General features: G+C 42.9%; 20 protein-coding genes. 4 read left to right on the top strand and 16 right to left on the bottom strand.

Features of this window, described 5'->3' with window-relative positions; all coding sequences use genetic code 11:
* Nucleotides 1-4 precede the first annotated feature (4 nt).
* Together ACO05V_RS08240 and ACO05V_RS08235 are read left to right on the top strand one after the other, a co-directional pair.
* Nucleotides 5-967 (top strand): DUF3137 domain-containing protein, encoded by a 963-nt coding sequence (locus tag ACO05V_RS08240; protein WP_421849514.1) that lies wholly within the window; start codon nucleotides 5-7, stop codon nucleotides 965-967.
* A gap of 280 nt (nucleotides 968-1,247) precedes the next feature.
* Entirely contained in the window at nucleotides 1,248-3,044 is a 1,797-nt protein-coding gene (locus ACO05V_RS08235) for a hypothetical protein (RefSeq protein ID WP_421849511.1), read from the top strand.
* Here the strand turns inward: ACO05V_RS08235 and ACO05V_RS08230 are convergent.
* Nucleotides 3,037-4,149 carry an ISAs1 family transposase gene (locus ACO05V_RS08230; protein ID WP_421847783.1) on the bottom strand — a complete coding sequence of 371 codons (1,113 nt, stop codon included), beginning with the start codon at nucleotides 4,147-4,149 and terminating at the stop codon, nucleotides 3,037-3,039. The genes ACO05V_RS08235 and ACO05V_RS08230 overlap by 8 nt on opposite strands.
* 37 nt (nucleotides 4,150-4,186) lie before the next feature.
* Between ACO05V_RS08230 and ACO05V_RS08225 the strand changes: the two genes are divergently transcribed.
* Together ACO05V_RS08225 and ACO05V_RS08220 are read left to right on the top strand one after the other, a co-directional pair.
* Nucleotides 4,187-4,588: a hypothetical protein gene (locus ACO05V_RS08225; RefSeq protein ID WP_421849509.1), complete on the top strand. Its 402-nt coding sequence runs from the start codon at nucleotides 4,187-4,189 to the stop codon at nucleotides 4,586-4,588.
* Nucleotides 4,589-4,738: 150 nt separating this feature from the next.
* A complete protein-coding gene (locus tag ACO05V_RS08220) occupies nucleotides 4,739-5,713 on the top strand; it encodes an IS5 family transposase (RefSeq protein ID WP_421849506.1) in 975 nt (324 codons plus the stop codon).
* Nucleotides 5,714-6,043: 330 nt separating this feature from the next.
* Here the strand turns inward: ACO05V_RS08220 and ACO05V_RS08215 are convergent, their stop codons facing one another.
* From ACO05V_RS08215 to ACO05V_RS08145, 15 genes are all read right to left on the bottom strand, one after another.
* Nucleotides 6,044-6,400 (bottom strand): hypothetical protein, encoded by a 357-nt coding sequence (locus tag ACO05V_RS08215; protein WP_421849503.1) that lies wholly within the window; start codon nucleotides 6,398-6,400, stop codon nucleotides 6,044-6,046.
* Nucleotides 6,397-8,196, bottom strand: coding sequence for an RHS repeat domain-containing protein (locus ACO05V_RS08210; RefSeq protein WP_421849500.1), 1,800 nt, complete (start codon nucleotides 8,194-8,196; stop codon nucleotides 6,397-6,399). Before ACO05V_RS08210 ends, ACO05V_RS08215 begins: the two co-directional genes overlap by 4 nt.
* 279 nt (nucleotides 8,197-8,475) lie before the next feature.
* Nucleotides 8,476-8,799: a hypothetical protein gene (locus tag ACO05V_RS08205; protein ID WP_421849497.1), complete on the bottom strand. Its 324-nt coding sequence runs from the start codon at nucleotides 8,797-8,799 to the stop codon at nucleotides 8,476-8,478.
* 2 nt (nucleotides 8,800-8,801) lie between these two features.
* Nucleotides 8,802-10,805, bottom strand: a complete 2,004-nt coding sequence (locus ACO05V_RS08200; protein WP_421849494.1) for an RHS repeat-associated core domain-containing protein — start codon at nucleotides 10,803-10,805, stop codon at nucleotides 8,802-8,804.
* Nucleotides 10,806-11,260: 455 nt separating this feature from the next.
* Nucleotides 11,261-11,869, bottom strand: coding sequence for a hypothetical protein (locus ACO05V_RS08195; RefSeq protein WP_421849491.1), 609 nt, complete (start codon nucleotides 11,867-11,869; stop codon nucleotides 11,261-11,263).
* 2 nt (nucleotides 11,870-11,871) lie between these two features.
* The gene (locus ACO05V_RS08190; protein WP_421849487.1) at nucleotides 11,872-13,911 is read right to left on the bottom strand and encodes an RHS repeat-associated core domain-containing protein; all 2,040 of its coding nucleotides are present in this window, start codon (nucleotides 13,909-13,911) and stop codon (nucleotides 11,872-11,874) included.
* A gap of 307 nt (nucleotides 13,912-14,218) precedes the next feature.
* Entirely contained in the window at nucleotides 14,219-14,542 is a 324-nt protein-coding gene (locus tag ACO05V_RS08185; protein WP_421849484.1) for a hypothetical protein, read from the bottom strand.
* A gap of 17 nt (nucleotides 14,543-14,559) precedes the next feature.
* Nucleotides 14,560-16,614 carry an RHS repeat-associated core domain-containing protein gene (locus ACO05V_RS08180; protein WP_421849481.1) on the bottom strand — a complete coding sequence of 685 codons (2,055 nt, stop codon included), beginning with the start codon at nucleotides 16,612-16,614 and terminating at the stop codon, nucleotides 14,560-14,562.
* Nucleotides 16,615-17,223: 609 nt separating this feature from the next.
* Nucleotides 17,224-17,742, bottom strand: coding sequence for an SMI1/KNR4 family protein (locus ACO05V_RS08175; protein ID WP_421849475.1), 519 nt, complete (start codon nucleotides 17,740-17,742; stop codon nucleotides 17,224-17,226).
* Complete coding sequence (locus ACO05V_RS08170; protein WP_421849472.1) at nucleotides 17,742-19,286, bottom strand: RHS repeat domain-containing protein; 1,545 nt, start codon at nucleotides 19,284-19,286, stop codon at nucleotides 17,742-17,744. Before ACO05V_RS08170 ends, ACO05V_RS08175 begins: the two co-directional genes overlap by 1 nt.
* 20 nt (nucleotides 19,287-19,306) lie before the next feature.
* Nucleotides 19,307-19,528, bottom strand: coding sequence for a hypothetical protein (locus ACO05V_RS08165; protein WP_421849469.1), 222 nt, complete (start codon nucleotides 19,526-19,528; stop codon nucleotides 19,307-19,309).
* Nucleotides 19,529-19,675: 147 nt separating this feature from the next.
* Nucleotides 19,676-19,990 (bottom strand): hypothetical protein, encoded by a 315-nt coding sequence (locus ACO05V_RS08160; protein ID WP_421849466.1) that lies wholly within the window; start codon nucleotides 19,988-19,990, stop codon nucleotides 19,676-19,678.
* Nucleotides 19,990-22,059 carry an RHS repeat-associated core domain-containing protein gene (locus tag ACO05V_RS08155; RefSeq protein ID WP_421849478.1) on the bottom strand — a complete coding sequence of 690 codons (2,070 nt, stop codon included), beginning with the start codon at nucleotides 22,057-22,059 and terminating at the stop codon, nucleotides 19,990-19,992. The genes ACO05V_RS08160 and ACO05V_RS08155 overlap by 1 nt, the downstream gene beginning before the upstream one ends.
* A gap of 609 nt (nucleotides 22,060-22,668) precedes the next feature.
* Complete coding sequence (locus tag ACO05V_RS08150) at nucleotides 22,669-23,187, bottom strand: SMI1/KNR4 family protein (protein WP_421849475.1); 519 nt, start codon at nucleotides 23,185-23,187, stop codon at nucleotides 22,669-22,671.
* Nucleotides 23,187-24,731: an RHS repeat domain-containing protein gene (locus ACO05V_RS08145; RefSeq protein WP_421849472.1), complete on the bottom strand. Its 1,545-nt coding sequence runs from the start codon at nucleotides 24,729-24,731 to the stop codon at nucleotides 23,187-23,189. The genes ACO05V_RS08150 and ACO05V_RS08145 overlap by 1 nt, the downstream gene beginning before the upstream one ends.
* Between the last annotated feature and the right edge of the window lie 12 nt (nucleotides 24,732-24,743).

Raw genomic sequence — 24,743 nt, 5'->3', positions numbered from 1 at the left:
TAATATGAATTTACAAAAAATTGAAACGGCATTTGAAACAGAATACAAACCGAAATTAAAACCACTAGAAGACATGCGTGAAAAATCGATTAATGTCATCTTTGTTGGAATACTCCTCCTCCCTATTATTTGCATAATCGCCTATTTAATGACCGAATCTTACCGCCTAGATCCAAGAATCTCTATGGGCATAGCTTCGGTAATGATCATGTTTTATTATGGGTATTGTCGCAGCACTTGGAATCAATATCGCTATAACTATAAACAGCAAGTTATGAATGCGATGTTGAGTACTATCTTTCCTTCTTTAACATTCTCTGCAAATAAGTCAATTGACTCAAAGCTATATAAAAAAAGCCGTTTGTATTTAACAGAGGCCAACTCTTTCTCAGGAGAAGATTACATATCAGGAAAACTAGGTGATACGGCAATAGAGTTTTCTGAATTGGAGTCCTTCCACACAACTACAAATAGAGACTCAAACGGAAATCAAAACACTAAAAATAAGACAATATTTAAAGGCGTGTTTTTTGTTGCCGATTTCAACAAAAACTTTGACTGCCATTTATTTATTGTTCCACAACGTAGATTCTTTTCCTCAGTGAGTACTATATTTGGTGATGGTTCGAATGAGATGGGGCAACTGGTTAAATTAGAGAACACCGAATTTGAAGAGTTCTTTGAAGTGTATTCGTCAGATCAAATTGAAGCTCGCTATATTTTGTCCTCCAAATTAATGGAAAAATTGGTTGAATTTAGACAAAAATTCAGCAATCAAATTCGAATTTCGTTTATTGACGGAATGCTTTTTATTGCAATCGAATCCAGTAAAAACCATTTTGAACCTGAGCTATTTACACCAGCCACATCATTTTCTGTAGTGGAGGAATTCTACAACCAACTAACATTCTTAACAGACATTGTTGATGACTTTGATTTAAACACTCGAATCTGGACTAAAAAATAAGAATGACTTAGGAAACGTTAGTAAGACTGAGTTTCGCATTCTCAAAATCATCCTGTTTGGTAGCCAGACAAAGGCTCATGAGTCAATAACCGCCCCAATGGCTACACCAGTGATAACTGATATTCAGGTAATGGTGAACAAACCAGCATTAGTGGAGAAAGTAGCGGTTTAGTCTTTTAATCGTCATCTCAAAAAAATTATGTTTAATCTGATATAGAAATAGTAGTTCAAACTATCAGCCGCTCTTGCATCTGTAATATTAATGTTAGGATCTTATTTTATGAAACAAAAAGTTATACTACTTGCTCTCTCCTTCGTGGTAGCAGGTTCTGCTTTTGCTACTGATTCCCAACCTACTCAATTTATCAGCCGCATTAGCAATATAGACCTAAATCGCACAGCTATCGGCGCGGAGGGTAAACTAATTCGCGGGGAAAAACTTACCTTCGTGGATAAAACCGACTGTGGTGCCGCAACCATCAGCATGAATAACGACTCTCTGGGTATAGCAATGAGCGACTATAGGCCATTTTTAGAAAAAATCTGGCGTCAGGCTCTAGATGATAATTATTTTATGGTGAAAACCAGCGGATGTCATAGTGAGGGATCAGAATTGGTCACCCAGCTAAAGATGTGTGAAAAAGGGCTTTGTGACGATAAATATTTAGCCAATGACAATGTGCTTTGGTTAAACAAAGACTTAGAGAAAGTCTATAAACGCAATGCGTTCATTGCGATTAAGATGCCTTTAGCGTTTGATGAAAGGAATAAACTTTGGAAAGTGGACGGCTATTATGTGGCCTCGGGGAAGGTGACAAAGAAACAGGCTATTGTCGGTTATACCTCAGATAAAGATCTGACCAATTTACTTTATATTGGCGAATTTAAGCAGTATTACAATAACGGTAAAATCCAACAAACTACGAGCTATGATTTGAACGGTATCAAAGATGGGGCTCAGACGATTTTTTATAAAAATGGCACGGTGCATCAAACACTTCATTATAGTAACGGCCAATTAAATGGCACGGTCAGCACTTTTCATCAAAATGGCAAACTGGAAAGTGAAGAACAGTATATTAATAATAAACATGCCGACGGTGAATGTAAGCATTACGATGAATTAGGTCGATTATCGCGGCTGCATCATTACAAAAACGGTGTATTTGATGGGCAATATACGGACTATTACGAAAACGGTAAAGTGCAACGTTCCGCAGTATATAAAGAAGGCCATCATCAACAAAGCCAATCATTTTATAGCAACGGGGTACTCCGAAGTGATAATTACAATAAAGGTAATCAGCAAATCTCTGATTCCTATAATGAACAGGGACAGCTGGTCTCCAGAGAGTTCAGTATTACAACTGAAATCCATACTTATCAAAGTGCTAGAGAATATTGGTACGATAATGGTCAACAAAAACTTCAGGAAAGCTTTGATGAAAATGTTCGTCAAAACGGAGTAAGGAAAGAATGGTATGAAAATGGGCAATTGAAGAAAGAAGAGCGCTATAATCATGGCGACTTGGAATCGCTACAGACCTGGACAGAGCAAGGAAAACCGACTGAAGAACGTTACTACCATAATAGACAAAAGAATGGCACGCACAAGAAATGGGATTCAAAAACTGGTCATTTGGTTTACGAGATTACTTATAAAGACGGTAACCCCGTTACTCCAGAAAAAACTTACGATGCTAACACCGGGCAATTAGCGACGATCGATTATCTGGGTGAGAAAAGTTGGCCGATAGCAACACTTATTGATGGGAAAGCGCCGCGACGTGAATATAACAATGGCAAGTTAGTTAGTATTCGCTGTGGTTATAGTGACCGTTTACTGAACCCCGATAACGTCAGACAAAAAGCCAAAGCCAATGACAGTGAGGCGCAAACTCAACTGGCATGGTTCTATTACATGTGTAATGCCCCTAAAGAAACGTTGTACTGGTATAACAAAGCGGCTGACAATAACGATCTCGAGGCGTTGAATAAACTGAGCTATATTTATAGCGAGGGTAATAATGTTTTTAAAGCGCTGCGCAGTCAGGGCAAACGCATGAATATTATTTAACCAGTCCCATCACTTTAAACAGATACTTATCATCCCAGCCGCAGGCTTTGCGCTTGTTTTTGATACCCAGTTTCAAACTTGTTTCCTGCTTTAATAAATTTAAAGCGATTTGTCGGGTGGTGGCTAGGTTTTCTGCAGCATAACCCTGTCTAGCTCGGCACTGATCTTCCCCAAAAGAGACATCCAACACCCAATGAAGCTGATTTTCGACCCCCCAATGCTCACGAGTAGCCTTTAGCACTTCTTCCGCCGTCATCGCTTTACTGGAAATAAAATAACGAATATGGCTTCGGCCTTTTTCATTAGAAACTCGATCTGATTGTATCGCGGCGACGGTTTTAGCTTGCCATTCTGCTGCAATAGACAGGGAAGATAAATCCATCGTGACCCAGCATCGACGATGCTCCTTGCGACCATGGGTTTCGTTTTGTTGCTCAAAAAATTGATCACTTAGCGTGTCTTGTATATGGTTTGCCCAGTAATGGTCGAAGTAGGTAACCAACTCTTTATGTAACGTTTTCTGGTTACTTTTTACGGTAACCAAATAATCGGACTCTCTTTCAATGACCTTGGAGACAATGTCTTTCTGGCACCCCATGGCATCCATTGTGACCAAACAACCTTTGATAGTTAGTTGGTCTAGTAGCTTAGGAATAGCTGTGATTTCATTGGATTTTTTATCAACTTTGTATTGACCAAGAGACACGCCTGCCTGCGAGGCCCAAGCGTTCACCATGTGAATTGCTTGGTGCTTGTTCGAGCGCGACGCCCGCACCGTCTTTCCATCAATCGCGACGACACCCGATAATGGGGTATCCATCAACATATCTTGAACCCAGCCACAAAACATTTCTCGATAACAGGCCGGATCCAACAAAGAAAATAAACGGTTAAAGGTATCATGCGATGGAATGCCACCAGGTAATCGAAGATACTGTTTAAACCAGTCCTTTCGAGTATCAGCAAAGAGCTGAATAGACTTCCAATCATCCGCACCACAAAGTATTGCACAGGTCGTCATAAAGACGACTTCCCCTAAATCATGGGTACATTTTGCTTGTTGGCGTGGGTCATTTAGCTGCATCATACGTTCTAATAAGGTCATCGGCTTCGAAAAGGCACGATCATTAATCAAACACGGATTGAATGCAAATGCTGCATCAACTGATCAAAAAGCGTTCATGCGTTTGCCCTGGCTGCGCAGTGAGCAAAAGGCCTGGTCGTATATATTGCGGGCGGCATCATTAAAAGATATGAATAATCTATTTATCGCGGGCTTTAACTACCTGCAGGAAGACTTCGCGCAATATCTATTTAAGGATTCACCGCAATATGATTTTGTTCAGCGCGATAATAAGAAAGCCTTCACGTTTATAAAAGAGTCCGCTGATCTTGGAAATTTTAGGGCGATTTATACTGCCGGGATGATGTATCAATATGGTATAGGCACGGCAATATCTAAACCACAAGCGCTTGTGTATTATGAAAAGTTAGCAGATGATCGAGCAGATTTATCTGAATTATTAATTAAGCAATTGCAATAAAGTGATATCTGGTGCCGCCATTCTCAATTAATGTTTTGTATTTGATTATCGCGCACCGGATCTGTTTCGTGTTTGTCGTTTAGAGCTTGGGAATATGCGAATAAGTCCCTGCCATGAGACAATCGCGTTTTAAGTCTTCGAGTCTCAACCATGTCACACCAACTTACCTTTGCCGACAGCGAATTTAACAACAAACGCCGTAGAACACGTAAGGAGATTTTCCTTTCTCGCATGAATGAATTGATGCCTTGGGATCAACTAGAAGCGGTTATTGAGCCGTTTTATCCTAAATCAGGGAATGGCAGAAGACCTTATCCGCTATCAACCAGGTTCCGCATTCACTGCATGCAACATTGGTACAACATGAGTGATCCAGCGATGGAAGATGCCTTGTATGAGATTACTTCTATGCCCTTGTTTGCTGACCTGTCGTTAGATAAACCGATTCCCGATCACACTACCATAATGAATTTCAGGCACTTATTAGAAAAACACAAACTCTCGCGCCAGCTCTTTAAAGAAGTGAATAGATGGCTGTCTGACGTAGGTATTTATCTCAAAGAAGGCACCATTGTGGACGCGACTATTATTGAAGCAGCCAGTTCGACTAAGAATAAAGCCAAAGAAAGAGACCCTGAGATGCACCAAACTCAAAAAGGTAAGCAATGGTTCTTTGGCTTAAAAGCCCATATTGGTGTTGACGCAAGAACGGGGCTAACTCTCAGCGTGAGTACAACGGCAGCCAACGTTCATGACATCACAGAAACAGCGAACCTTCTTCATGGAGAAGGGTGTTTTGTCTCGGCGGATTCTGGCTATCGTGGCGCTCAAAAGAGAGAAGAGTTAAAAGGTGTCAAAGCAGACTGGTTGATTGCAGAGATTCCAAGCAAAATAAGACTCTTAAAAAAACACCCTAGAAAAAATAAACAGCCCATCCGAACGGAATATATCAAAGCCAGTATTCGAGCAAAAGTCGAACATCCCTTTAGAATCATCAAGTGTCAGTTTGGTTTTAGAAAAGCTATTTATCGTGGATTGGCTAAAAATGACAGTAAGCTCGCCATGCTGTTTGCTCTTGCCAACGTGTTTCGAGTTGACCAGATGATGCGAGCCTCACGGGATTAATCCATTCAAAGGTCAAAAAATGAGGCTTAATGGCCGAATTGAGTAACAAGAAAAGAATAAATAGGCGGCATTGCTGACTACCATTGGACTTTTTAGAAAGTTAAAGTGTACCGCTCGACTTGATCGCATGTTCCTTAGGCAAAAGGCAAGACTTGACCCCATTATTCATACATGACAAGATGTGCATCCAGTTTAAATTGATGATTTTTCTGAAAATCATCAGGGGATTCTTCAGGACTATACCTGAAACCTTTGATGTAAGAATATTTAACGTTGTGTCCTTGCTAAATTTTAGGGAAAAGGCCCCAATTTAATTTGGAATCTTTATACTCAATCCAACCACCTACCTAAATTTGAACCATTAATAATTTCATTATATTTATTTTTATCAATTAGTTTTTTATTATAAAGCTCATCCAATATTAACTCTAATATTTCAAAATCTTCTGAACACCCAGTATTACCAACCAATAAAAGAACACACCTATTAAATAACTTAATAAAATCATCACGACTAATTAAGTTATTTTTTAAATTATCATTTTGCTCTAAAATAAAACTTAACACACTATCCTTTGATAATTTATTTACCTGATACTCTTCATCCTCGTCATCTGATTCAAATTCCATTGCCTTATCAATATGATAAGATAACTCTTTTACTTTTTCATCAATCTCTATTTTCATTCGACAACCTTATACGCATCAGATGGAATTGCTCCTTCAATCAATACTTCTTTATCTTTTCTTGAATATCTATAGCCGGGGTCTCTTAATGCTTTTCCTGTGGAAGGATCTATACCTTTTGACACATCATGAACAGAGGATAACTTAATTTTTGAAGTATCTACTTCAATAATAACACTTTGACTAAACTTCCCTCGTTTTGGGTTTGGACGTGCATAACGGTTTGCCGCTTTCTTCGAACCCAATGATATATATTGAGTATCCAACTTTCCATCATCAATATGCTCTTGTATTGAATAATCTGCATTAATATCCTTGGGCTGTATATCTTTCCCTTCAAGAGCATCTTTAGCTTGTGACTCTGTTAATGCCCTGAATTTTACTTTGGGCGTTTCTGGTTCAGAAAGAGCTATATTCTGGTTTTGGGGAACTTCGGGATCAGCAGTTACACTATTAGATGAATCCTTACACGGCATTTTACCAGGAACATTATTCAGCCCCAACGGATCCACCCACCCCGTCGGGTTAGGCACATACTGGTAGTTATTTAAACCACCGGCAAGGCCAATGGGGTCGATGGTGATAAAGCGCCCTGCATTAGGATTATAGTAGCGATGGCGGTTGTAATGTAACCCCGTTTCCGTATCAAAATACTGACCTTGGAAGCGTAGTGGACTGTCGATTTCCGCAACGATTTTCCTAAAGACGTTACCATAGGCGCGGTATTGTACCGACCAAACGGTTTCCCCTTGTGGGGTCGTAATATCGAGCGGTGTACCGATTTGGTCGAGATGGTAGTGATAAACCTCTGCTTCTTTACCTTCGCCTTTTAGCAGCGCCAGCGGGCGGAAGGTGCCGGGCTCATACACATAACTTTGATACTGCTCGCTGTTGGTCATTTCCGCGATGAGATTATCGCCTTGCCAGAGAAATTCGGTGGTGGTTTCCACACCGGTTTTGTCCGTCACTCGTTTTTCAATACGGCGACCAAAGGCATCATAACGGTAATGCGCTTGGCTGCCATCTGACATCGTGACGTTGATTAAGCGATGCAGGCAGTCGTATTCGTAGTGAGTCACTAAGCTTTGATTTTTACCACGACTCTCTTTAACCATACGACCAAATTCATCGTATTCGTAGTGGCTATCGCCATGCAGCTTTAGCTGGTTGCCCGGTGCGTGGTCAAATAGCTCACTATTTCGCAGGTTAATGCGATTCGGTATTAAGTTACCTGTTGCGTCGTGCGTAAACCGCTCATCAAGATTGCCACGTACCGCGGTTAGCCGAGACAGTGGGTCATAGTCATAAAACGTGTCGCCGCGCTGTTTGTCCGCTATGTGCGTGAGGTTGCCTGCACCGTCATAGGCGTATTGGCGGCGCTGCTTTTCACGCCCTTGCACCATTTGCGATTGGTTCACGAGGCGGCCTTGGTCGTCATAGTGGAAATGACTTTTGACCTCGCCTTGATTACGCATCACCTCCAACCCCTTCTGGAAATGATGCTGCGTTAATACGGTATCATTGAGGTTGATCGCTCTTAACACGCCGCCTTTAGCGCGTTGGTACTCCAACACATTGGCATCAGGCAATTGCCATTTACTTAGCAGTCCTAGCTCATCGTATTCATAGGATTGCGACGTGCCGTTGGCGCGCTTGAGATAAATCAGACGATCCGCTTTGTCCCATTGGTATTCGGTGACCCCACTAACAGACGATTGCTCGTAAATCACTCGGCCAGAAATACCATGGCCATAACGGGTCGTTGAGCCATCGAGTAACGTTTCGCCAATCAGCATCCCTAAGCGGTTCCACGACAGAGTATGCTCACTGCTGTCTGGGGATTTGACAGTCGATAAGTTACCTTGCTCGTTTAACGGCGGGTGTCTTTTAGACTAATACTTAAAAAGAGCCAGCCCCTCTTAATTTAAATAAAGAGGCACTCATGAATTTTCTTTGAAAGTAAATAGTACCAGCCTCGAGTACTCTATTTGCAATGGCCGACTCATTTTTTCGCACTCGAGCTTCTGCATGTAAGATAAATTAGTCCGTCACCAACAAACAGCATATTGAGGTTGCTATGATTTGATTTCTACACTTTCACCAAAAATACTTAATATTGGAAGATCATTCCATGCGGCGATAAACGAATACTCTATAATTTCATCCTCTTCAGCTTCGATTATAGAGCGAAGCTTCCGTAACTGTTCCGAATCAGTTGTTTCTTTTATATGGCATAAATCAACGAATTCAGGTGAATATGCCTCTACTCCAACTATATTGTTAAAAACTAGCTTATGCACTTGGTCTTTCCAATCCTTTAAAACGATAGTCGCAACATCTGTGGCAATAGTAAATTCAATAATCTGCCCATCAGATACATTTAATTCAGAAATTATCATAACTACAATCCTGGGAATGTTTCACCCGATATGAAACCGGTGCCACTCCCTGGAGTGTAACCTTCCGGTTTCGATTTTAGAATTACCCCTTGTTTTTTTGCTTGGCTCCAAGACAGATCATGCGGTTTAGTCTCAACATGGAAATGTTCACCATGATGTCTAGGATTATAATCGGGATCATTAGGCTTTAATCCATGGGGATGACTTTCATGCCTAATCTTAGTGCTAGAATTTGGCATCCAAGTTGTTCTAACTGTTCCATCTGGTGTTATTCCCACTTTATTAGGGGCACCAATTAGAACGCTCATTTCGTCCGCTGTCTTAGGGAAAACTCCGCTCTTTAAAACCGCACTCTCCGGATTTTCAACCTCTCCAGATTGTGTCTCAGGCTTTCCTGTTTCTTCAGCTTTATCTGCACCACTTTCTGCTCCAGGACAATTAGTTGCTTTATTAGCCAACCCCAACGGATCCACCCATCCGGTCGGATTCGGTACATACTGGTAGTTGTTTAAACCACCGGCAAGGCCAATGGGGTCGATGGTGATAAAGCGTCCTGCATTGGGATTATAGTAGCGATGGCGGTTGTAATGTAACCCTGTTTCCGAATCAAAATATTGGCCTTGAAAGCGCAACGGGCTGTCGATTTCCGCAACGATTTTCTTAAACACATTCCCATAGGCACGATATTGAACTGACCAAACGGTGTCACCTTGTGGGGTCGTAATATCGAGCGGCGTACCAATTTGGTCGAGATGGTAGTGATACACCTCAGCTTCTTTACCTTCGCCTTTTAGCAGCGCCAGCGGGCGGAATGTACCGGGCTCATACACATAGCTTTGATACTGCTCGCTATTGGTCATTTCAGCGATAAGATTATCGCCTTGCCATAAAAACTCGGTGGTGGTTTCTAAGCCCGTTTTATCAATGACGCGTTTTCCGATACGGCGACCAAAGGCGTCATAGCGGTAATGCGCTTGGCTGCCATCTGGCATCGTGACGTTGATTAAGCGATGCAGGCAGTCGTATTCATAACCCGTCACTAAGCTTTGATTTTTACCACGACTCTCTTTAACCATACGACCAAATTCATCGTATTCGTAGTGGCTATCGCCATGCAGCTTTAGCTGGTTGCCCGGTGCGTGGTCAAATAGCTCACTGTTTCGCAGGTTAATGCGATTCGGTATTAAGTTACCTGTTGCATCGTGCGTGAACTGCTCATCCAAATTCCCGCGCACCGCGGTTAGGCGAGACAGTGGATCGTAATCATAAAACGTGTCGCCGCGCTGTTTGTCCGCTATGTGCGTCAGGTTGCCCGCACCATCATAGGCGTATTGGCGGCGCTGTTTTTCACGTCCTTGAACCATTTGTGATTGGTTCACGAGGCGGCCTTGATCGTCATAGTGGAAATGACTTTTGACCTCGCCTTGATTACGCATCATTTCCAAACCATTCTGGAAATGATGCTGCGTTAATACGGCATCATTCAGATTGATCGCTCTTAACACGCCGCCTTTGGCACGCTGATAAGACAAGACATTGGTATCAGGCAATTGCCATTTACTTAGCAATCCTAGCTCATCGTATTCATAGTAATGAGACGACCAACCCGCGTGCGATTCAATCACGCGATCCATGATGTCATAACGCCACGCTAGGGGCGTTTCACCATCATCGACAGAGATGAGATTGCCCTTTTTATCGTATTGATACTCTATTTTTGAGCCATCCGGCAGCGTCTTAACAAGCAAACGCCCAAGAGAATCTCGCTCAAAGGTGGTTTCAAGCTCAGTGCCACTGGTGCCGGTTTCCACTTTACTGAGCAGCTGACCGTTTAGGTCATAGGTGTACGCAAGGCTGCGGCCGTCAAACGTGGTTTCTTTACTGACTAAGCCATTGGGGAAGTAATCAATATGATAGGCTTCACCTCGTTCATTGGTGATGTCACTGACGAAGTTCTTCACATTGTCATAGCCGTAGCGCAAGCTCGTGCCATCGGGGTGAATCACTCGGCTGACAAGGTGACTATTCTCGCCATACTCATAGGATGTTTTATTACATGCCCTACTCGATTGTGCTTACGATTGAATTTCTGGTGATACACGCCATTTAGTTGGCGCCCCCCTTTACTCAGATTGCGGTCTGGTGTTTCAACTAGAAGGTGAAATGGTTGGTCATTAAGCAGAAGCAGTGAATCACCCAATTAAACCGTCCACAGGTAGAGGCTAGCACCTCAAGAAAAAGCCCGTGCGCCGACTCATCTAAATAAATCGGCGCTCAGGCTTTTCTCTGGACATAACGTAATACAAAGCACCTGCGTACTCAATCCGTCATGGTCAACTCATCTTTTCTTACCTACTACTGCGTATAAAATAAATCTCGTCCATCACAGCTAGTTAGGCAAAAGGCAAGACTTGACCCTATTGTTCCTTGGCTAGAATTTGACGAAATTTCAGTGGAAGTTTTACATATTTATTCTAATTAAGTCGCAGTATTTTTTTACCTTATCATGCCAATATTCTGAATTAAGCATCAAAGATGAATTTTCTATCATATGAACAGAATAAGAATCCGGATCTCCAAACTGAATACCTAATAGTAAGTCATCCTCAAAGAAATCTTCATCAAAGAAGTTATCATTTTTCAATTCAAAAACACAATTAACAATAGCATCGATAAAAAAACCACTAATAAAGCCCCAAAGTTCATCACTATCCAACGCATCTAAATTAACATCATCAAGCGTTCCCTCATAAAAAGTTTCGTAGAGCTGCCCAACATAACTATCAACATCTTGAAATAAATTATAAAATTCATTTACATGATCCCATTCAGCAGCATTAACTTCAGCATACCAATCAGGAAGATTAGCGTTAAATAACTCTTTATTCTTACTCTCTAAGCCACTTCTTGTACATATGGCAACGCCCATATTATTACATCCAGAACTACAATAAATAACAAATGAAAAAACATCTTGATTATTTAATAATTGCTTAGCTTGATTTATACAATTTTTACACGCATTTTTTAATTTTTCGCAGAGTTCTATCTTTAAGTCTATACTTCTCATAATTATCTCGCTTTTGCTATTTTATCCCATTCAGATAGAACAGTGATAATAGCTGTTCTATTACCCCTAACCTCTGATAGCATTTTATTTAATTCACCTTGCGGACCTGCTCCATGTTGTCCTGCAACATTTGGAGCCCATGTGAGATTTTCTCGGCTCAAATTGGGATCTAGTCCGACTTCTTTCAAGATAGATCTATTATCAATAGCAGCATCACTTGCACTGGCTTTTTCAACTAAATGATGGGCATGACTTGGTGAACCTGGATAGTCTGTACCAGAAATTTCCTCATAATATTTTTTCCAGTTACCTCCCCACAAGTTATTCCCACGTTTTAGAGATCCTTGATGGACGGCTTCTTGAATTTGAGGAGGACTTAACCCTTCATCAACAAGTTTCTGTTTCCACTGTCCATATTGCCTTGCAGACTTAAGCTCAGCAAACTCATCAACAAACCTATTAAATTTAGGACAATTCTGCTTCTGAACATCCAACCCCAACGGATCCACCCACCCCGTCGGATTCGGCACATATTGGTAGTTATTTAGGCCACCGGCAAGGCCAATGGGGTCGATGGTGATAAAGCGCCCTGCATTAGGATTATAGTAGCGATGGCGGTTGTAATGTAACCCCGTTTCCGTATCAAAATACTGACCTTGGAAGCGTAGTGGACTGTCGATTTCCGCAACGATTTTCCTAAAGACGTTACCATAGGCGCGGTATTGTACCGACCAAACGGTTTCCCCTTGTGGGGTCGTAATATCGAGCGGTGTACCGATTTGGTCGAGATGGTAGTGATAAACCTCTGCTTCTTTACCTTCGCCTTTTAGCAGCGCCAGCGGGCGGAAGGTGCCGGGCTCATACACATAACTTTGATACTGCTCGCTGTTGGTCATTTCCGCGATGAGATTATCGCCTTGCCAGAGAAACTCGGTGGTGGTTTCCACACCGGTTTTGTCCATCACTCGTTTTTCGATACGGCGACCAAAGGCGTCATAGCGGTAATGCGCTTGGCTGCCATCTGGCATCGTGACCTTGATTAAGCGATGCAGGCAGTCGTATTCGTAGTGAGTCACTAGGCTTTGATTTTTACCACGACTCTCTTTAACCATACGACCAAATTCATCGTATTCGTAGTGGCTATCGCCATGCAGCTTTAGCTGGTTGCCCGGTGCGTACTCAAATAGCTCGCTGTTTCGCAGGTTGATGTGATTCGGTATTAAGTTTCCTGTTGCGTCGTGTGTGAACTGCTCATCAAGGTTGCCACGTACCGCGGTTAGGCGAGACAGCGGGTCATAGTCATAAAACGTGTCGCCGCGCTGTTTGTCAGAGATTTGAACAAGGTTACCCAGCCCATCGTATTGGTATTGACGACGTTGCTTTTCACGCCCTTCAAGCATTTGTGATTGGTTCACTAGGCGGCCTTGATCGTCATAGTGGAAATGACTTTTGACCTCGCCTTGATTACGCATCACCTCCAACCCCTTCTGGAAATGATGCTGCGTTAATACGGCATCATTCAGGTTGATCGCTCTTAACACACCGCCTTTAGCGCGTTGGTACTCCAACACATTGGCATCAGGCAGTTGCCATTTACTCAGCAGCCCTAGCTCATCGTATTCATAGTAATGAGACGACCAACCCGCGTGCGACTCAATCACGCGATCCATGATGTCATAACGCCACGCTAACGGCGTATCACCATCATCGACAGAGATGAGGTTGCCCTTTTTATCGTATTGATACTCAATTTTTGAACCGTCAGGCAGAGTCTTAACAAGTAAACGTCCAAGAGAATCTCGCTCAAAGACAGTTTCAAGTTCAGTGCCGTTGGTTCCGGTTTCTATTTTACTTAAGAGCTTACCGTTTAGGTCATAGGTATACGCAAGGCTGCGGCCGTCAAAGGTGGTTTCTTGGCTGACTAAGCCATTGGGGAGGTAATCAATATGATAGGTTTCACCCCGTTCGTTGGTGATGTCACTGACGAAGTTTTTCACATTGTCATAGCCGTAGCGCAAGTTCGTGCCATCGGGGTGAATCACTCGGCTAACAAGATGACTGTTTTCAAAATACTGATATTTTGTGATGACACCTTTTTCATTTAATGGTGCGTGTCTTCGTTAAATTTAGACTCATTTTTCCTACCCACTCGAATTTCTGTGCGCAAGATACAAATACAGCCCCCTAACTCTCTTTACTTTCCTAAAGGTCTATGCCTTTTAATCGTTTAAATTCAGATAGCTGTGCTATCTCTGGGCTTCAGATTAGCAGCCAATATAGCTGGTGATTGGATCAATCCAGCTGTTTTCTTGGGTGGTTTCGAAGAGGAAAACTGCCAGTTATAAAACTTTAACTATCTTTTATTTCCGGAAAAGATGAATGTATTGTCCAGATATTCTCTTCTGTTGGCAGCAGGAAAACGCTCTCTCCTCTGACTTTGTATAAAGTGACTAAAAATGAATCACCTGGACAAAATATTTCCATATCATACTCTTCATTTGACTCCATGATAATTTTAGTTACATTATGGAAAATTAGTGTTTTTCTGTTATCATCTTCCTGATCAGCAGAAATACTAATCATATTTTGGGCTGAGTCATAGTTGACTTCTTCCATTGGAACAAAATCAAACACCAAGTCTTTGAATACAATATCTAATTCATAATTTTTCATTTTATAATCCCCTATGACTATTTAGTACCCAATATAACATTATCACCACCACTTCGTTTCAGCTTAATTGTTTTACCGCCAGTTTTAGTTGTCATTTTCCATGCTTGACTTTTAACTTCATCAGATGCCGCCCATTCAACAGGAATATTATCAAGCCCAGATTCTTTAAACGCAGCTAGTCGCCTATGGTCTAATGACCAGATATTACCTTCTGTATCTTTCCATACTTTTATTTTAGTCAGTTGTTCCGCTTTTAGGGAACCATTGTTCAAAGCTGCTGCGTTGCCTAAAACAGTATAATCTCCTGTAGTATTTTTTATAGAGCTTTGCATATAAAGGATATTTTTAGGACTTAATGATTCAGGCTTTATTGGATCATCAACAAAAGCTGTGTAGCTTTTTTTTCCTAATTTGGCTATTGGACATGCATTTCCTTTCTCACCAACCAACCCCAATGGATCCACCCATCCTGTCGGATTTGGCACATACTGGTAGTTATTTAAGCCACCGGCAAGGCCAATGGGGTCGATGGTGATAAAGCGTCCTGCATTGGGATTATAGTAGCGATGGCGGTTGTAATGTAACCCTGTTTCCGCATCAAAATACTGACCTTGGAAGCGCAGTGGGCTGTCTATTTCGGCAACAATTTTCCTAAAGACGTTACCATAGGCGCGGTATTGTACCGACCAAACGGTTTCCCCTTGTGGGGTCGTAATATCTAACGGCGTCCCAATTTGGTCGAGATGGTAATGATAAACCTCAGCTTCCTTACCTTCGCCTTTTAGTAAAGCTAACGGGCGAAATGTACCGGGTTCATACACATAGCTTTGATACTGCTCACTGTTGGTCATTTCCGCGATGAGATTATCGCCCTGCCAGAGAAACTCGGTGGTGGTTTCCACACCAGTTTTATCCACCACTCGTTTTTCAATACGGCGACCAAAGGCATCATAGCGGTAATGCGCTTGGCTGCCATCTGGCATCGTGACCTTGATTAGGCGATGCTGGCAGTCGTATTCGTAGTGAGTCACTAAGCTTTGATTTTTACCACGACTCTCTTTAACCATACGACCAAATTCATCGTATTCGTAGTGGCTATCGCCATGCAGCTTTAGCTGGTTGCCCGGTGCGTGGTCAAATAGCTCACTGTTTCGCAGGTTAATGCGATTCGGTATTAAGTTACCTGTTGCATCGTGCGTAAACTGCTCATCAAGGTTGCCACGTACCGCGGTTAGCCGAGACAGTGGGTCGTAATCATAAAACGTGTCGCCCCGCTGTTTGTCGGAGATTTGAACAAGGTTACCCAGCCCATCGTATTGGTATTGACGACGTTGCTTTTCACGCCCTTCAAGCATTTGTGATTGGTTCACGAGGCGGCCTTGATCGTCATAGTGGAAATGACTTTTGACCTCGCCTTGATTACGCATCACCTCCAACCCCTTCTGGAAATGATGCTGCGTTAATACGGCATCATTCAGGTTGATCGCTCTTAACACACCGCCTTTGGCTCGTTGGTACTCCAACACATTGGCATCAGGCAATTGCCATTTACTCAGCAGCCCTAGTGCATCGTATTCATAGTAATGAGACGACCAACCCGCGTGCGACTCAATCACGCGATCCATGATGTCATAACGCCACGCTAACGGCGTATCACCATCATCGACAGAGATGAGATTGCCCTTTTTATCGTATTGATACTCAATTTTTGAACCATCAGGCAGAGTCTTAACCAGTAACCGACCGAGAGAGTCACGCTCAAAGATGGTTTCAAGCTCAGTGCCGTTGGTTCCAGTTTCTATTTTACTTAAGAGCTTACCGTTTAGGTCATAGGTATACGCAAGGCTGCGGCCGTCAAACGTGTTTTCTTGGCTGACTAAGCCATTGGGGAAGTAATCAATATGATAGGCTTCACCCCGTTCGTTGGTGATGTCACTGACGAAGTTTTTCACATTGTCATAGCCGTAGCGCAAGTTCGTGCCATCGGGGTGAATCACTCGGCTAACAAGATGACTGTTTTCACCATACTGATACTGGGTTTTGTGGCCTTTTTCATCCACCACTTCGGTCACTTTACCGTACGCATTATACGCAAAAGATTGCGACGTGCCGTTGGCACGTTTGAGATAAATAAGTCGATCAGCTTTATCCCATTGGTATTCGGTGACCCCACCAACAGGCGATTACTCGTAAATCACTCGGCCAGAAATATCATGGCGGTAACGGGTACTCGAACCATCCGGTAAAACTTCAGCAATAAACATCCCTAAACGGTTCCAAGAAAGCTTATGTTCGCTGCCGTCGGGGTATTTGATAGTGGATAAGTTACCTTGCTCGTTTAACAGCGTGTGTCCTCATTAATTGCATCACAGCTAATTAGGAAAAAGTTAGAGTGAACCTATTATTCTGCACGTTATCGAGAAATGATGGATAAAGAACACGTAATCACATTAATACGAACGACGATAGCGAACTAAAGTGCTGTACGCATAGATATTGAAAGCCTCTAAAAATGGACAGTGCCCATCGAGAGTTAGAGTATGACACTGTCTCAGCTGGCGCGACACTTTGATGGTCGTTTAGATATTTAGTCAAAATTAGTTGACACAGAATTCTGAACGTACCCTGCTAGGGAGGAAGCTACAGCAATTCCCAAACTTGGTACTGTTTGGAATAACAATTTAAAAGTCCAAAAACGAACCAGATTCGTCTACGTCTCTATTTCCAGCTACTATTTCATCTCGAACAAGCCGTTTTATGAAATCATCTACAACTGGGGAAATTTCAAACAAAGAACTATCATCAAACTCCGCTTCGTGGAACCAAAAATATACTTTACCTGAACTACGAGATAAACATATTTGACTTCCTCCAATAGATTCACCAATAACAACACAATCTTCAGGAATCTGATCCTTATACATTTTATTTTTATCAACTAAATTTGAAGCACCTTGAAGTCCATACAACATTTCTAAAGACTGGTAGCCGTCAGATGTATCCACTGGTGAATTTTGTACGGGCTTATAGATCGTGCCATGATCAAAAACAATTGAGTTATCAAAGCTCTTCAATACTGATTCATAACCATCTGTAAACGTAATATTTAACTCTGACTCAACCTGGGAAATAGAGCCCTTATCTAAAGAGTCATTTTCTAAAGACCTTGCACCGAGCTTTTTCAAATTTTCTATCAACATTAAAACTCTCCTCTTAGGTCGGATGCAGACCCAATATGCGGTATATTGCCATGTAGCTTTGTAGGCACAAACTGTATTGTTACTTTATCTAAATGATGAGGCGTCAATCCAACCTCTTTGAGATAATTCTTAGCTGCATTTGGACTTGATAAACCTTTTTGATTCGCAACATATTTATAAACCGCATCAAAATCTGCCTTACTTCCATCCAACTGGCCTGGCTGAAACTTAACTTGACCTTTTGCCCATGGCGTAAAAACTGGCCTTCCGTTAACAAATTCAATTGGTTTACCTCCAGTGATTTCATTAACTTCATTAATATCAGAATGCCAAAAGCTATTTCCCGGTTGCACATCCCATCTGCCTTTAGTTCTAGGTAACCTAGTCTTAGGGTTAATTTCTGGAGTGTTTGGAACGCCTGAACCCGGACAATTTGTCGGCTTATTCGACAACCCCAACGGGTCCACCCATCCTGTCGGATTCGGCACATACTGGTAGTTATTCAATCCACCGGCAAGTCCAATTGGGTCGATGGTGATAAAGCGCCCTGCATTAGGATTATAGTAGCGATGGCGGTTGTAATGTAACCCCGTTTCGGCATCAAAATACTGGCCTTGAAAGCGCAACGGGCTGTCGATTTCCGCAACAATTTTCTTAAACACATTCCCATAGGCACGATATTGTACCGACCAAACGGTGTCACCTTGTGGGGTCGTAATATCGAGCGGCGTACCGATTTGGTCGAGATGGTAGTGATACACCTCAGCTTCTTTACCTTCGCCTTTTAGCAGCGCCAGCGGGCGGAATGTACCGGGCTCATACACATAGCTTTGATACTGCTCGCTATTGGTCATCTCAGCGATAAGGTTATCGCCTTGCCAGAGAAACTCGGTGGTGGTTTCCACACCAGTTTTATCCACCACTCGTTTTTCAATACGGCGACCAAAGGCATCATAGCGGTAATGCGCTTGGCTGCCATCTGGCATTGTGACCTTGATTAGGCGATGCTGGCAGTCGTATTCGTAGTGAGTCACTAAGCTTTGCTGTCTGCCGCGGCTTTCTTTGATTAACCGGCCAAATTCATCGTATTCGTAGTGGCTATCTCCATTAATTTTCAGTTGGTTGCCCGGCGCATGCTCAAATAGTTCGCTGCTTTGCAAGCTTATGTGATTAGGTATTAAGTTACCGGTCGCATCGTGTGTGAACTGCTCATCAAGGTTGCCACGTACCGCGGTTAGCCGAGACAGTGGGTCGTAATCATAAAACGTGTCGCCCCGCTGTTTGTCGGAGATTTGAACAAGGTTACCCAGCCCATCGTATTGGTATTGACGACGTTGCTTTTCACGCCCTTCAAGCATTTGTGATTGGTTCACTAGGCGGCCTTGATCGTCATAGTGGAAATGACTTTTGACCTCGCCTTGATTACGCATCACCTCCAACCCCTTCTGGAAATGATGCTGCGTTAATACGGTATCATTGAGGTTGATCGCTCTTAACACGCCGCCTTTAGCGCGTTGGTACTCCAACACATTGGCATCAGGCAATTGCCATTTACTCAGCAGCCCTAGCGCATCGTATTCATAGTAATGCGACGTGTCTTTAGCGCATCGTATTCATAGTAATGCGACGTGTCTTTAGCGCGCTTGAGATAAACCAGACGATCCGCTTTGTCCCATTGGTATTCGGTGCCCCCACCAACAGACGATTGCTCGTAAATCACTCGGCCAGAAATATCATGGCGATAACGGGTACTCGAACCATCCGGTAACGTCTCGCCAATCAGCATCCCTAAGCGGTTGCACGACAGCGTATGCTCACTGCCGTCTGGGGATTTGACAGTCGATAAGTTACCTTGCTCGTTTAACGGTGGGGGTCCTCATTAATTACATCACTGCCAATTAGGCAAAAGGCAAGACTTGACCTGTTATGACATTTAATTGCCTAATGCAGGATTGAATATTTTCTGACCTTTACAAGGAGATAAATCTTCTATTCTAACTTGGCTTTCGTTCGAAAGATAATCTATTGCTTCTTCTATAGTGGAAAATTTTAGAATTTCTTCTCGTAAATAATTCTCGGAATCCATTTGAGACTCAAGTATTTCATCGATGTACAGTTTTATAATCCCTTCATATTTTTGTATCGCGACAGAAGACCAACATAACTCACCACATTTTTCATAAGAAAAAACTTTCCCGACTTGTTTATTATTTAGCACCCACTCTTTTATTTTTTTTAACTCAACCATTATTTCTTACCTACGATATTAATAAGTACTTTAACACCATCTCTTCTTTTAATATTGATATGAGGATATTTCCCATGATCATTATTTGGAGCATGCCCTTTAACTGTTCCAGTAGATGGGTCAATTGCATAATCTTTATGATATGCTCCGCCTTGTTTAAAACGGTCCATTTTACGTTTTTTCCTTATACCTGCAGGGTCATTATGCCCAACACCATTGACCTTCTGATAATCAGGGAAAGCTTCTTTAAGTAATTTGTCTGCTTCCGATTTTGTCCTTACATTTATAACCGTATTATTACCACCAGTTCTAAGAGTCTCTGCATTTTTAGATATTTTAGGGGTTGAAACATCACTCTCAGGATTTTCTACCTCATCCACTTTAGGTTCAGGAGCTTGCTCTTCTGATGGATCCTTACACGCCCCCTTACCAGGAATATTATGTAACCCCAACGGATCCACCCACCCGGTCGGGTTAGGCACATACTGGTAGTTATTTAAACCACCGGCAAGCCCAATGGGGTCGATGGTGATAAAGCGCCCTGCATTGGGATTATAGTAGCGATGGCGGTTGTAATGTAACCCTGTTTCCGCATCAAAATACTGACCTTGGAAGCGCAGTGGGCTGTCTATTTCGGCAACAATTTTCCTAAAGACGTTACCATAGGCGCGGTATTGTACCGACCAAACGGTTTCCCCTTGTGGGGTCGTAATATCTAACGGCGTCCCAATTTGGTCGAGATGGTAGTGATAAACCTCAGCGTCCTTGCCTTCGCCTTTTAGCAGCGCCAACGGGCGGAATGTACCGGGCTCATACACATAGCTTTGATACTGCTCGCTATTGGTCATTTCAGCGATAAGGTTATCGCCTTGCCAGAGAAACTCGGTGATAGTTTCCACACCGGTTTTGTCCGTCACTCGTTTTTCAATACGGCGACCAAAGGCGTCATAGCGGTAATGCGCTTGGCTGCCATCTGGCATCGTGACCTTGATTAGGCGATGCTGGCAGTCGTATTCGTAGTGAGTCACTAAGCTTTGCTGTCTGCCGCGGCTTTCTTTGATTAACCGGCCAAATTCATCGTATTCGTAGTGGCTATCTCCATTAATTTTCAGTTGGTTGCCCGGCGCATGCTCAAATAGTTCGCTGCTTTGCAAGCTTATGTGATTAGGTATTAAGTTACCGGTCGCATCGTGTGTGAACTGCTCATCAAGGTTGCCACGTACCGCGGTTAGCCGAGACAGTGGGTCGTAATCATAAAACGTGTCGCCGCGCTGTTTGTCGGAGATTTGAACAAGGTTACCCAGCCCATCGTATTGGTATTGACGACGTTGCTTTTCACGCCCTTCAAGCATTTGTGATTGGTTCACTAGGCGGCCTTGATCGTCATAGTGGAAATGACTTTTGACCTCGCCTTGATTACGCATCACCTCCAACCCCTTCTGGAAATGATGCTGCGTTAATACGGCATCATTCAGGTTGATCGCTCTTAACACACCGCCTTTGGCTCGTTGGTACTCCAACACATTGGCATCAGGCAATTGCCATTTACTTAGCAGTCCTAGCTCATCGTATTCATAGTAATGAGACGACCAACCCGCGTGCGACTCAATCACGCGATCCATGATGTCATAACGCCACGCTAACGGCGTATCACCATCATCGACAGAGATGAGATTGCCCTTTTTATCGTATTGATACTCAATTTTTGAACCATCAGGCAGAGTCTTAACCAGTAACCGACCGAGAGAGTCACGCTCAAAGATGGTTTCAAGCTCAGTGCCGTTGGTTCCAGTTTCTATTTTACTTAAGAGCTTACCGTTTAGGTCATAGGTATACGCAAGGCTGCGGCCGTCAAACGTGTTTTCTTGGCTGACTAAGCCATTGGGGAAGTAATCAATATGATAGGCTTCACCCCGTTCGTTGGTGATGTCACTGACGAAGTTTTTCACATTGTCATAGCCGTAGCGCAAGTTCGTGCCATCGGGGTGAATCACTCGGCTAACAAGATGACTGTTTTCACCATACTGATACTGGGTTTTGTGGCCTTTTTCATCCACCACTTCGGTCACTTTACCGTACGCATTATACGCAAAAGATTGCGACGTGCCGTTGGCACGTTTGAGATAAATAAGTCGATCAGCTTTATCCCATTGGTATTCGGTGACCCCACCAACAGGCGATTACTCGTAAATCACTCGGCCAGAAATATCATGGCGGTAACGGGTACTCGAACCATCCGGTAAAACTTCAGCAATAAACATCCCTAAACGGTTCCAAGAAAGCTTATGTTCGCTGCCGTCGGGGTATTTGATAGTGGATAAGTTACCTTGCTCGTTTAACAGCGTGTGTCCTCATTAATTGCATCACAGCTAATTAGGAAAAAGTTAGAGTGAACCTATTATTCTGCACGTTATCGAGAAATGATGGATAAAGAACACGTAATCACATTAATACGAACGACGATAGCGAACTAAAGTGCTGTACGCATAGATATTGAAAGCCTCTAAAAATGGACAGTGCCCATCGAGAGTTAGAGTATGACACTGTCTCAGCTGGCGCGACACTTTGATGGTCGTTTAGATATTTAGTCAAAATTAGTTGACACAGAATTCTGAACGTACCCTGCTAGGGAGGAAGCTACAGCAATTCCCAAACTTGGTACTGTTTGGAATAACAATTTAAAAGTCCAAAAACGAACCAGATTCGTCTACGTCTCTATTTCCAGCTACTATTTCATCTCGAACAAGCCGTTTTATGAAATCATCTACAACTGGGGAAATTTCAAACAAAGAACTATCATCAAACTCCGCTTCGTGGAACCAAAAATATACTTTACCTGAACTACGAGATAAACATATTTGACTTCCTCCAATAGATTCACCAATAACAACACAATCTTCAGGAATCTGATCCTTATACATTTTATTTTTATCAACTAAATTTGAAGCACCTTGAAGTCCATACAACATTTCTAAAGACTGGTAGCCGTCAGATGTATCCACTGGTGAATTTTGTACGGGCTTATAGATCGTGCCATGATCAAAAACAATTGAGTTATCAAAGCTCTTCAATACTGATTCATAACCATCTGTAAACGTAATATTTAACTCTGACTCAACCTGGGAAATAGAGCCCTTATCTAAAGAGTCATTTTCTAAAGACCTTGCACCGAGCTTTTTCAAATTTTCTATCAACATTAAAACTCTCCTCTTAGGTCGGATGCAGACCCAATATGCGGTATATTGCCATGTAGCTTTGTAGGCACAAACTGTATTGTTACTTTATCTAAATGATGAGGCGTCAATCCAACCTCTTTGAGATAATTCTTAGCTGCATTTGGACTTGATAAACCTTTTTGATTCGCAACATATTTATAAACCGCATCAAAATCTGCCTTACTTCCATCCAACTGGCCTGGCTGAAACTTAACTTGACCTTTTGCCCATGGCGTAAAAACTGGCCTTCCGTTAACAAATTCAATTGGTTTACCTCCAGTGATTTCATTAACTTCATTAATATCAGAATGCCAAAAGCTATTTCCCGGTTGCACATCCCATCTGCCTTTAGTTCTAGGTAACCTAGTCTTAGGGTTAATTTCTGGAGTGTTTGGAACGCCTGAACCCGGACAATTTGTCGGCTTATTCGACAACCCCAACGGGTCCACCCATCCTGTCGGATTCGGCACATACTGGTAGTTATTCAATCCACCGGCAAGTCCAATTGGGTCGATGGTGATAAAGCGCCCTGCATTAGGATTATAGTAGCGATGGCGGTTGTAATGTAACCCCGTTTCGGCATCAAAATACTGGCCTTGAAAGCGCAACGGGCTGTCGATTTCCGCAACAATTTTCTTAAACACATTCCCATAGGCACGATATTGTACCGACCAAACGGTGTCACCTTGTGGGGTCGTAATATCGAGCGGCGTACCGATTTGGTCGAGATGGTAGTGATACACCTCAGCTTCTTTACCTTCGCCTTTTAGCAGCGCCAGCGGGCGGAATGTACCGGGCTCATACACATAGCTTTGATACTGCTCGCTATTGGTCATCTCAGCGATAAGGTTATCGCCTTGCCAGAGAAACTCGGTGGTGGTTTCCACACCAGTTTTATCCACCACTCGTTTTTCAATACGGCGACCAAAGGCATCATAGCGGTAATGCGCTTGGCTGCCATCTGGCATTGTGACCTTGATTAGGCGATGCTGGCAGTCGTATTCGTAGTGAGTCACTAAGCTTTGCTGTCTGCCGCGGCTTTCTTTGATTAACCGGCCAAATTCATCGTATTCGTAGTGGCTATCTCCATTAATTTTCAGTTGGTTGCCCGGCGCATGCTCAAATAGTTCGCTGCTTTGCAAGCTTATGTGATTAGGTATTAAGTTACCGGTCGCATCGTGTGTGAACTGCTCATCAAGGTTGCCACGTACCGCGGTTAGCCGAGACAGTGGGTCGTAATCATAAAACGTGTCGCCCCGCTGTTTGTCGGAGATTTGAACAAGGTTACCCAGCCCATCGTATTGGTATTGACGACGTTGCTTTTCACGCCCTTCAAGCATTTGTGATTGGTTCACTAGGCGGCCTTGATCGTCATAGTGGAAATGACTTTTGACCTCGCCTTGATTACGCATCACCTCCAACCCCTTCTGGAAATGATGCTGCGTTAATACGGTATCATTGAGGTTGATCGCTCTTAACACGCCGCCTTTAGCGCGTTGGTACTCCAACACATTGGCATCAGGCAATTGCCATTTACT

Origin of the sequence: Marinomonas sp., assembly GCF_965225885.1 — a bacterium.
Lineage (GTDB): Bacteria > Pseudomonadota > Gammaproteobacteria > Pseudomonadales > Marinomonadaceae > Marinomonas.
Note: the sequence above shows the minus strand (reverse complement) of the source record. Positions and strands in the feature narration are given on the sequence as shown.

Excerpts from the sequence above, each read along its gene's own strand:
- ACO05V_RS08240 (WP_421849514.1), top strand. The coding sequence starts at position 5 with ATGAATTTACAAAAAATTGAAACGGCATTTGAAACAGAATACAAACCG.
- ACO05V_RS08235 (WP_421849511.1), top strand. The coding sequence starts at position 1,248 with ATGAAACAAAAAGTTATACTACTTGCTCTCTCCTTCGTGGTAGCAGGT.
- ACO05V_RS08230 (WP_421847783.1), bottom strand. The coding sequence starts at position 4,149 with ATGACCTTATTAGAACGTATGATGCAGCTAAATGACCCACGCCAACAA.
- ACO05V_RS08220 (WP_421849506.1), top strand. The coding sequence starts at position 4,739 with ATGTCACACCAACTTACCTTTGCCGACAGCGAATTTAACAACAAACGC.
- ACO05V_RS08215 (WP_421849503.1), bottom strand. The coding sequence starts at position 6,400 with ATGAAAATAGAGATTGATGAAAAAGTAAAAGAGTTATCTTATCATATT.
- ACO05V_RS08210 (WP_421849500.1), bottom strand. The coding sequence starts at position 8,196 with ATGCTGATTGGCGAAACGTTACTCGATGGCTCAACGACCCGTTATGGC.
- ACO05V_RS08205 (WP_421849497.1), bottom strand. The coding sequence starts at position 8,799 with ATGATAATTTCTGAATTAAATGTATCTGATGGGCAGATTATTGAATTT.
- ACO05V_RS08195 (WP_421849491.1), bottom strand. The coding sequence starts at position 11,869 with ATGAGAAGTATAGACTTAAAGATAGAACTCTGCGAAAAATTAAAAAAT.
- ACO05V_RS08185 (WP_421849484.1), bottom strand. The coding sequence starts at position 14,542 with ATGAAAAATTATGAATTAGATATTGTATTCAAAGACTTGGTGTTTGAT.
- ACO05V_RS08175 (WP_421849475.1), bottom strand. The coding sequence starts at position 17,742 with ATGTTGATAGAAAATTTGAAAAAGCTCGGTGCAAGGTCTTTAGAAAAT.
- ACO05V_RS08165 (WP_421849469.1), bottom strand. The coding sequence starts at position 19,528 with ATGCTGATTGGCGAGACGTTACCGGATGGTTCGAGTACCCGTTATCGC.
- ACO05V_RS08160 (WP_421849466.1), bottom strand. The coding sequence starts at position 19,990 with ATGGTTGAGTTAAAAAAAATAAAAGAGTGGGTGCTAAATAATAAACAA.
- ACO05V_RS08150 (WP_421849475.1), bottom strand. The coding sequence starts at position 23,187 with ATGTTGATAGAAAATTTGAAAAAGCTCGGTGCAAGGTCTTTAGAAAAT.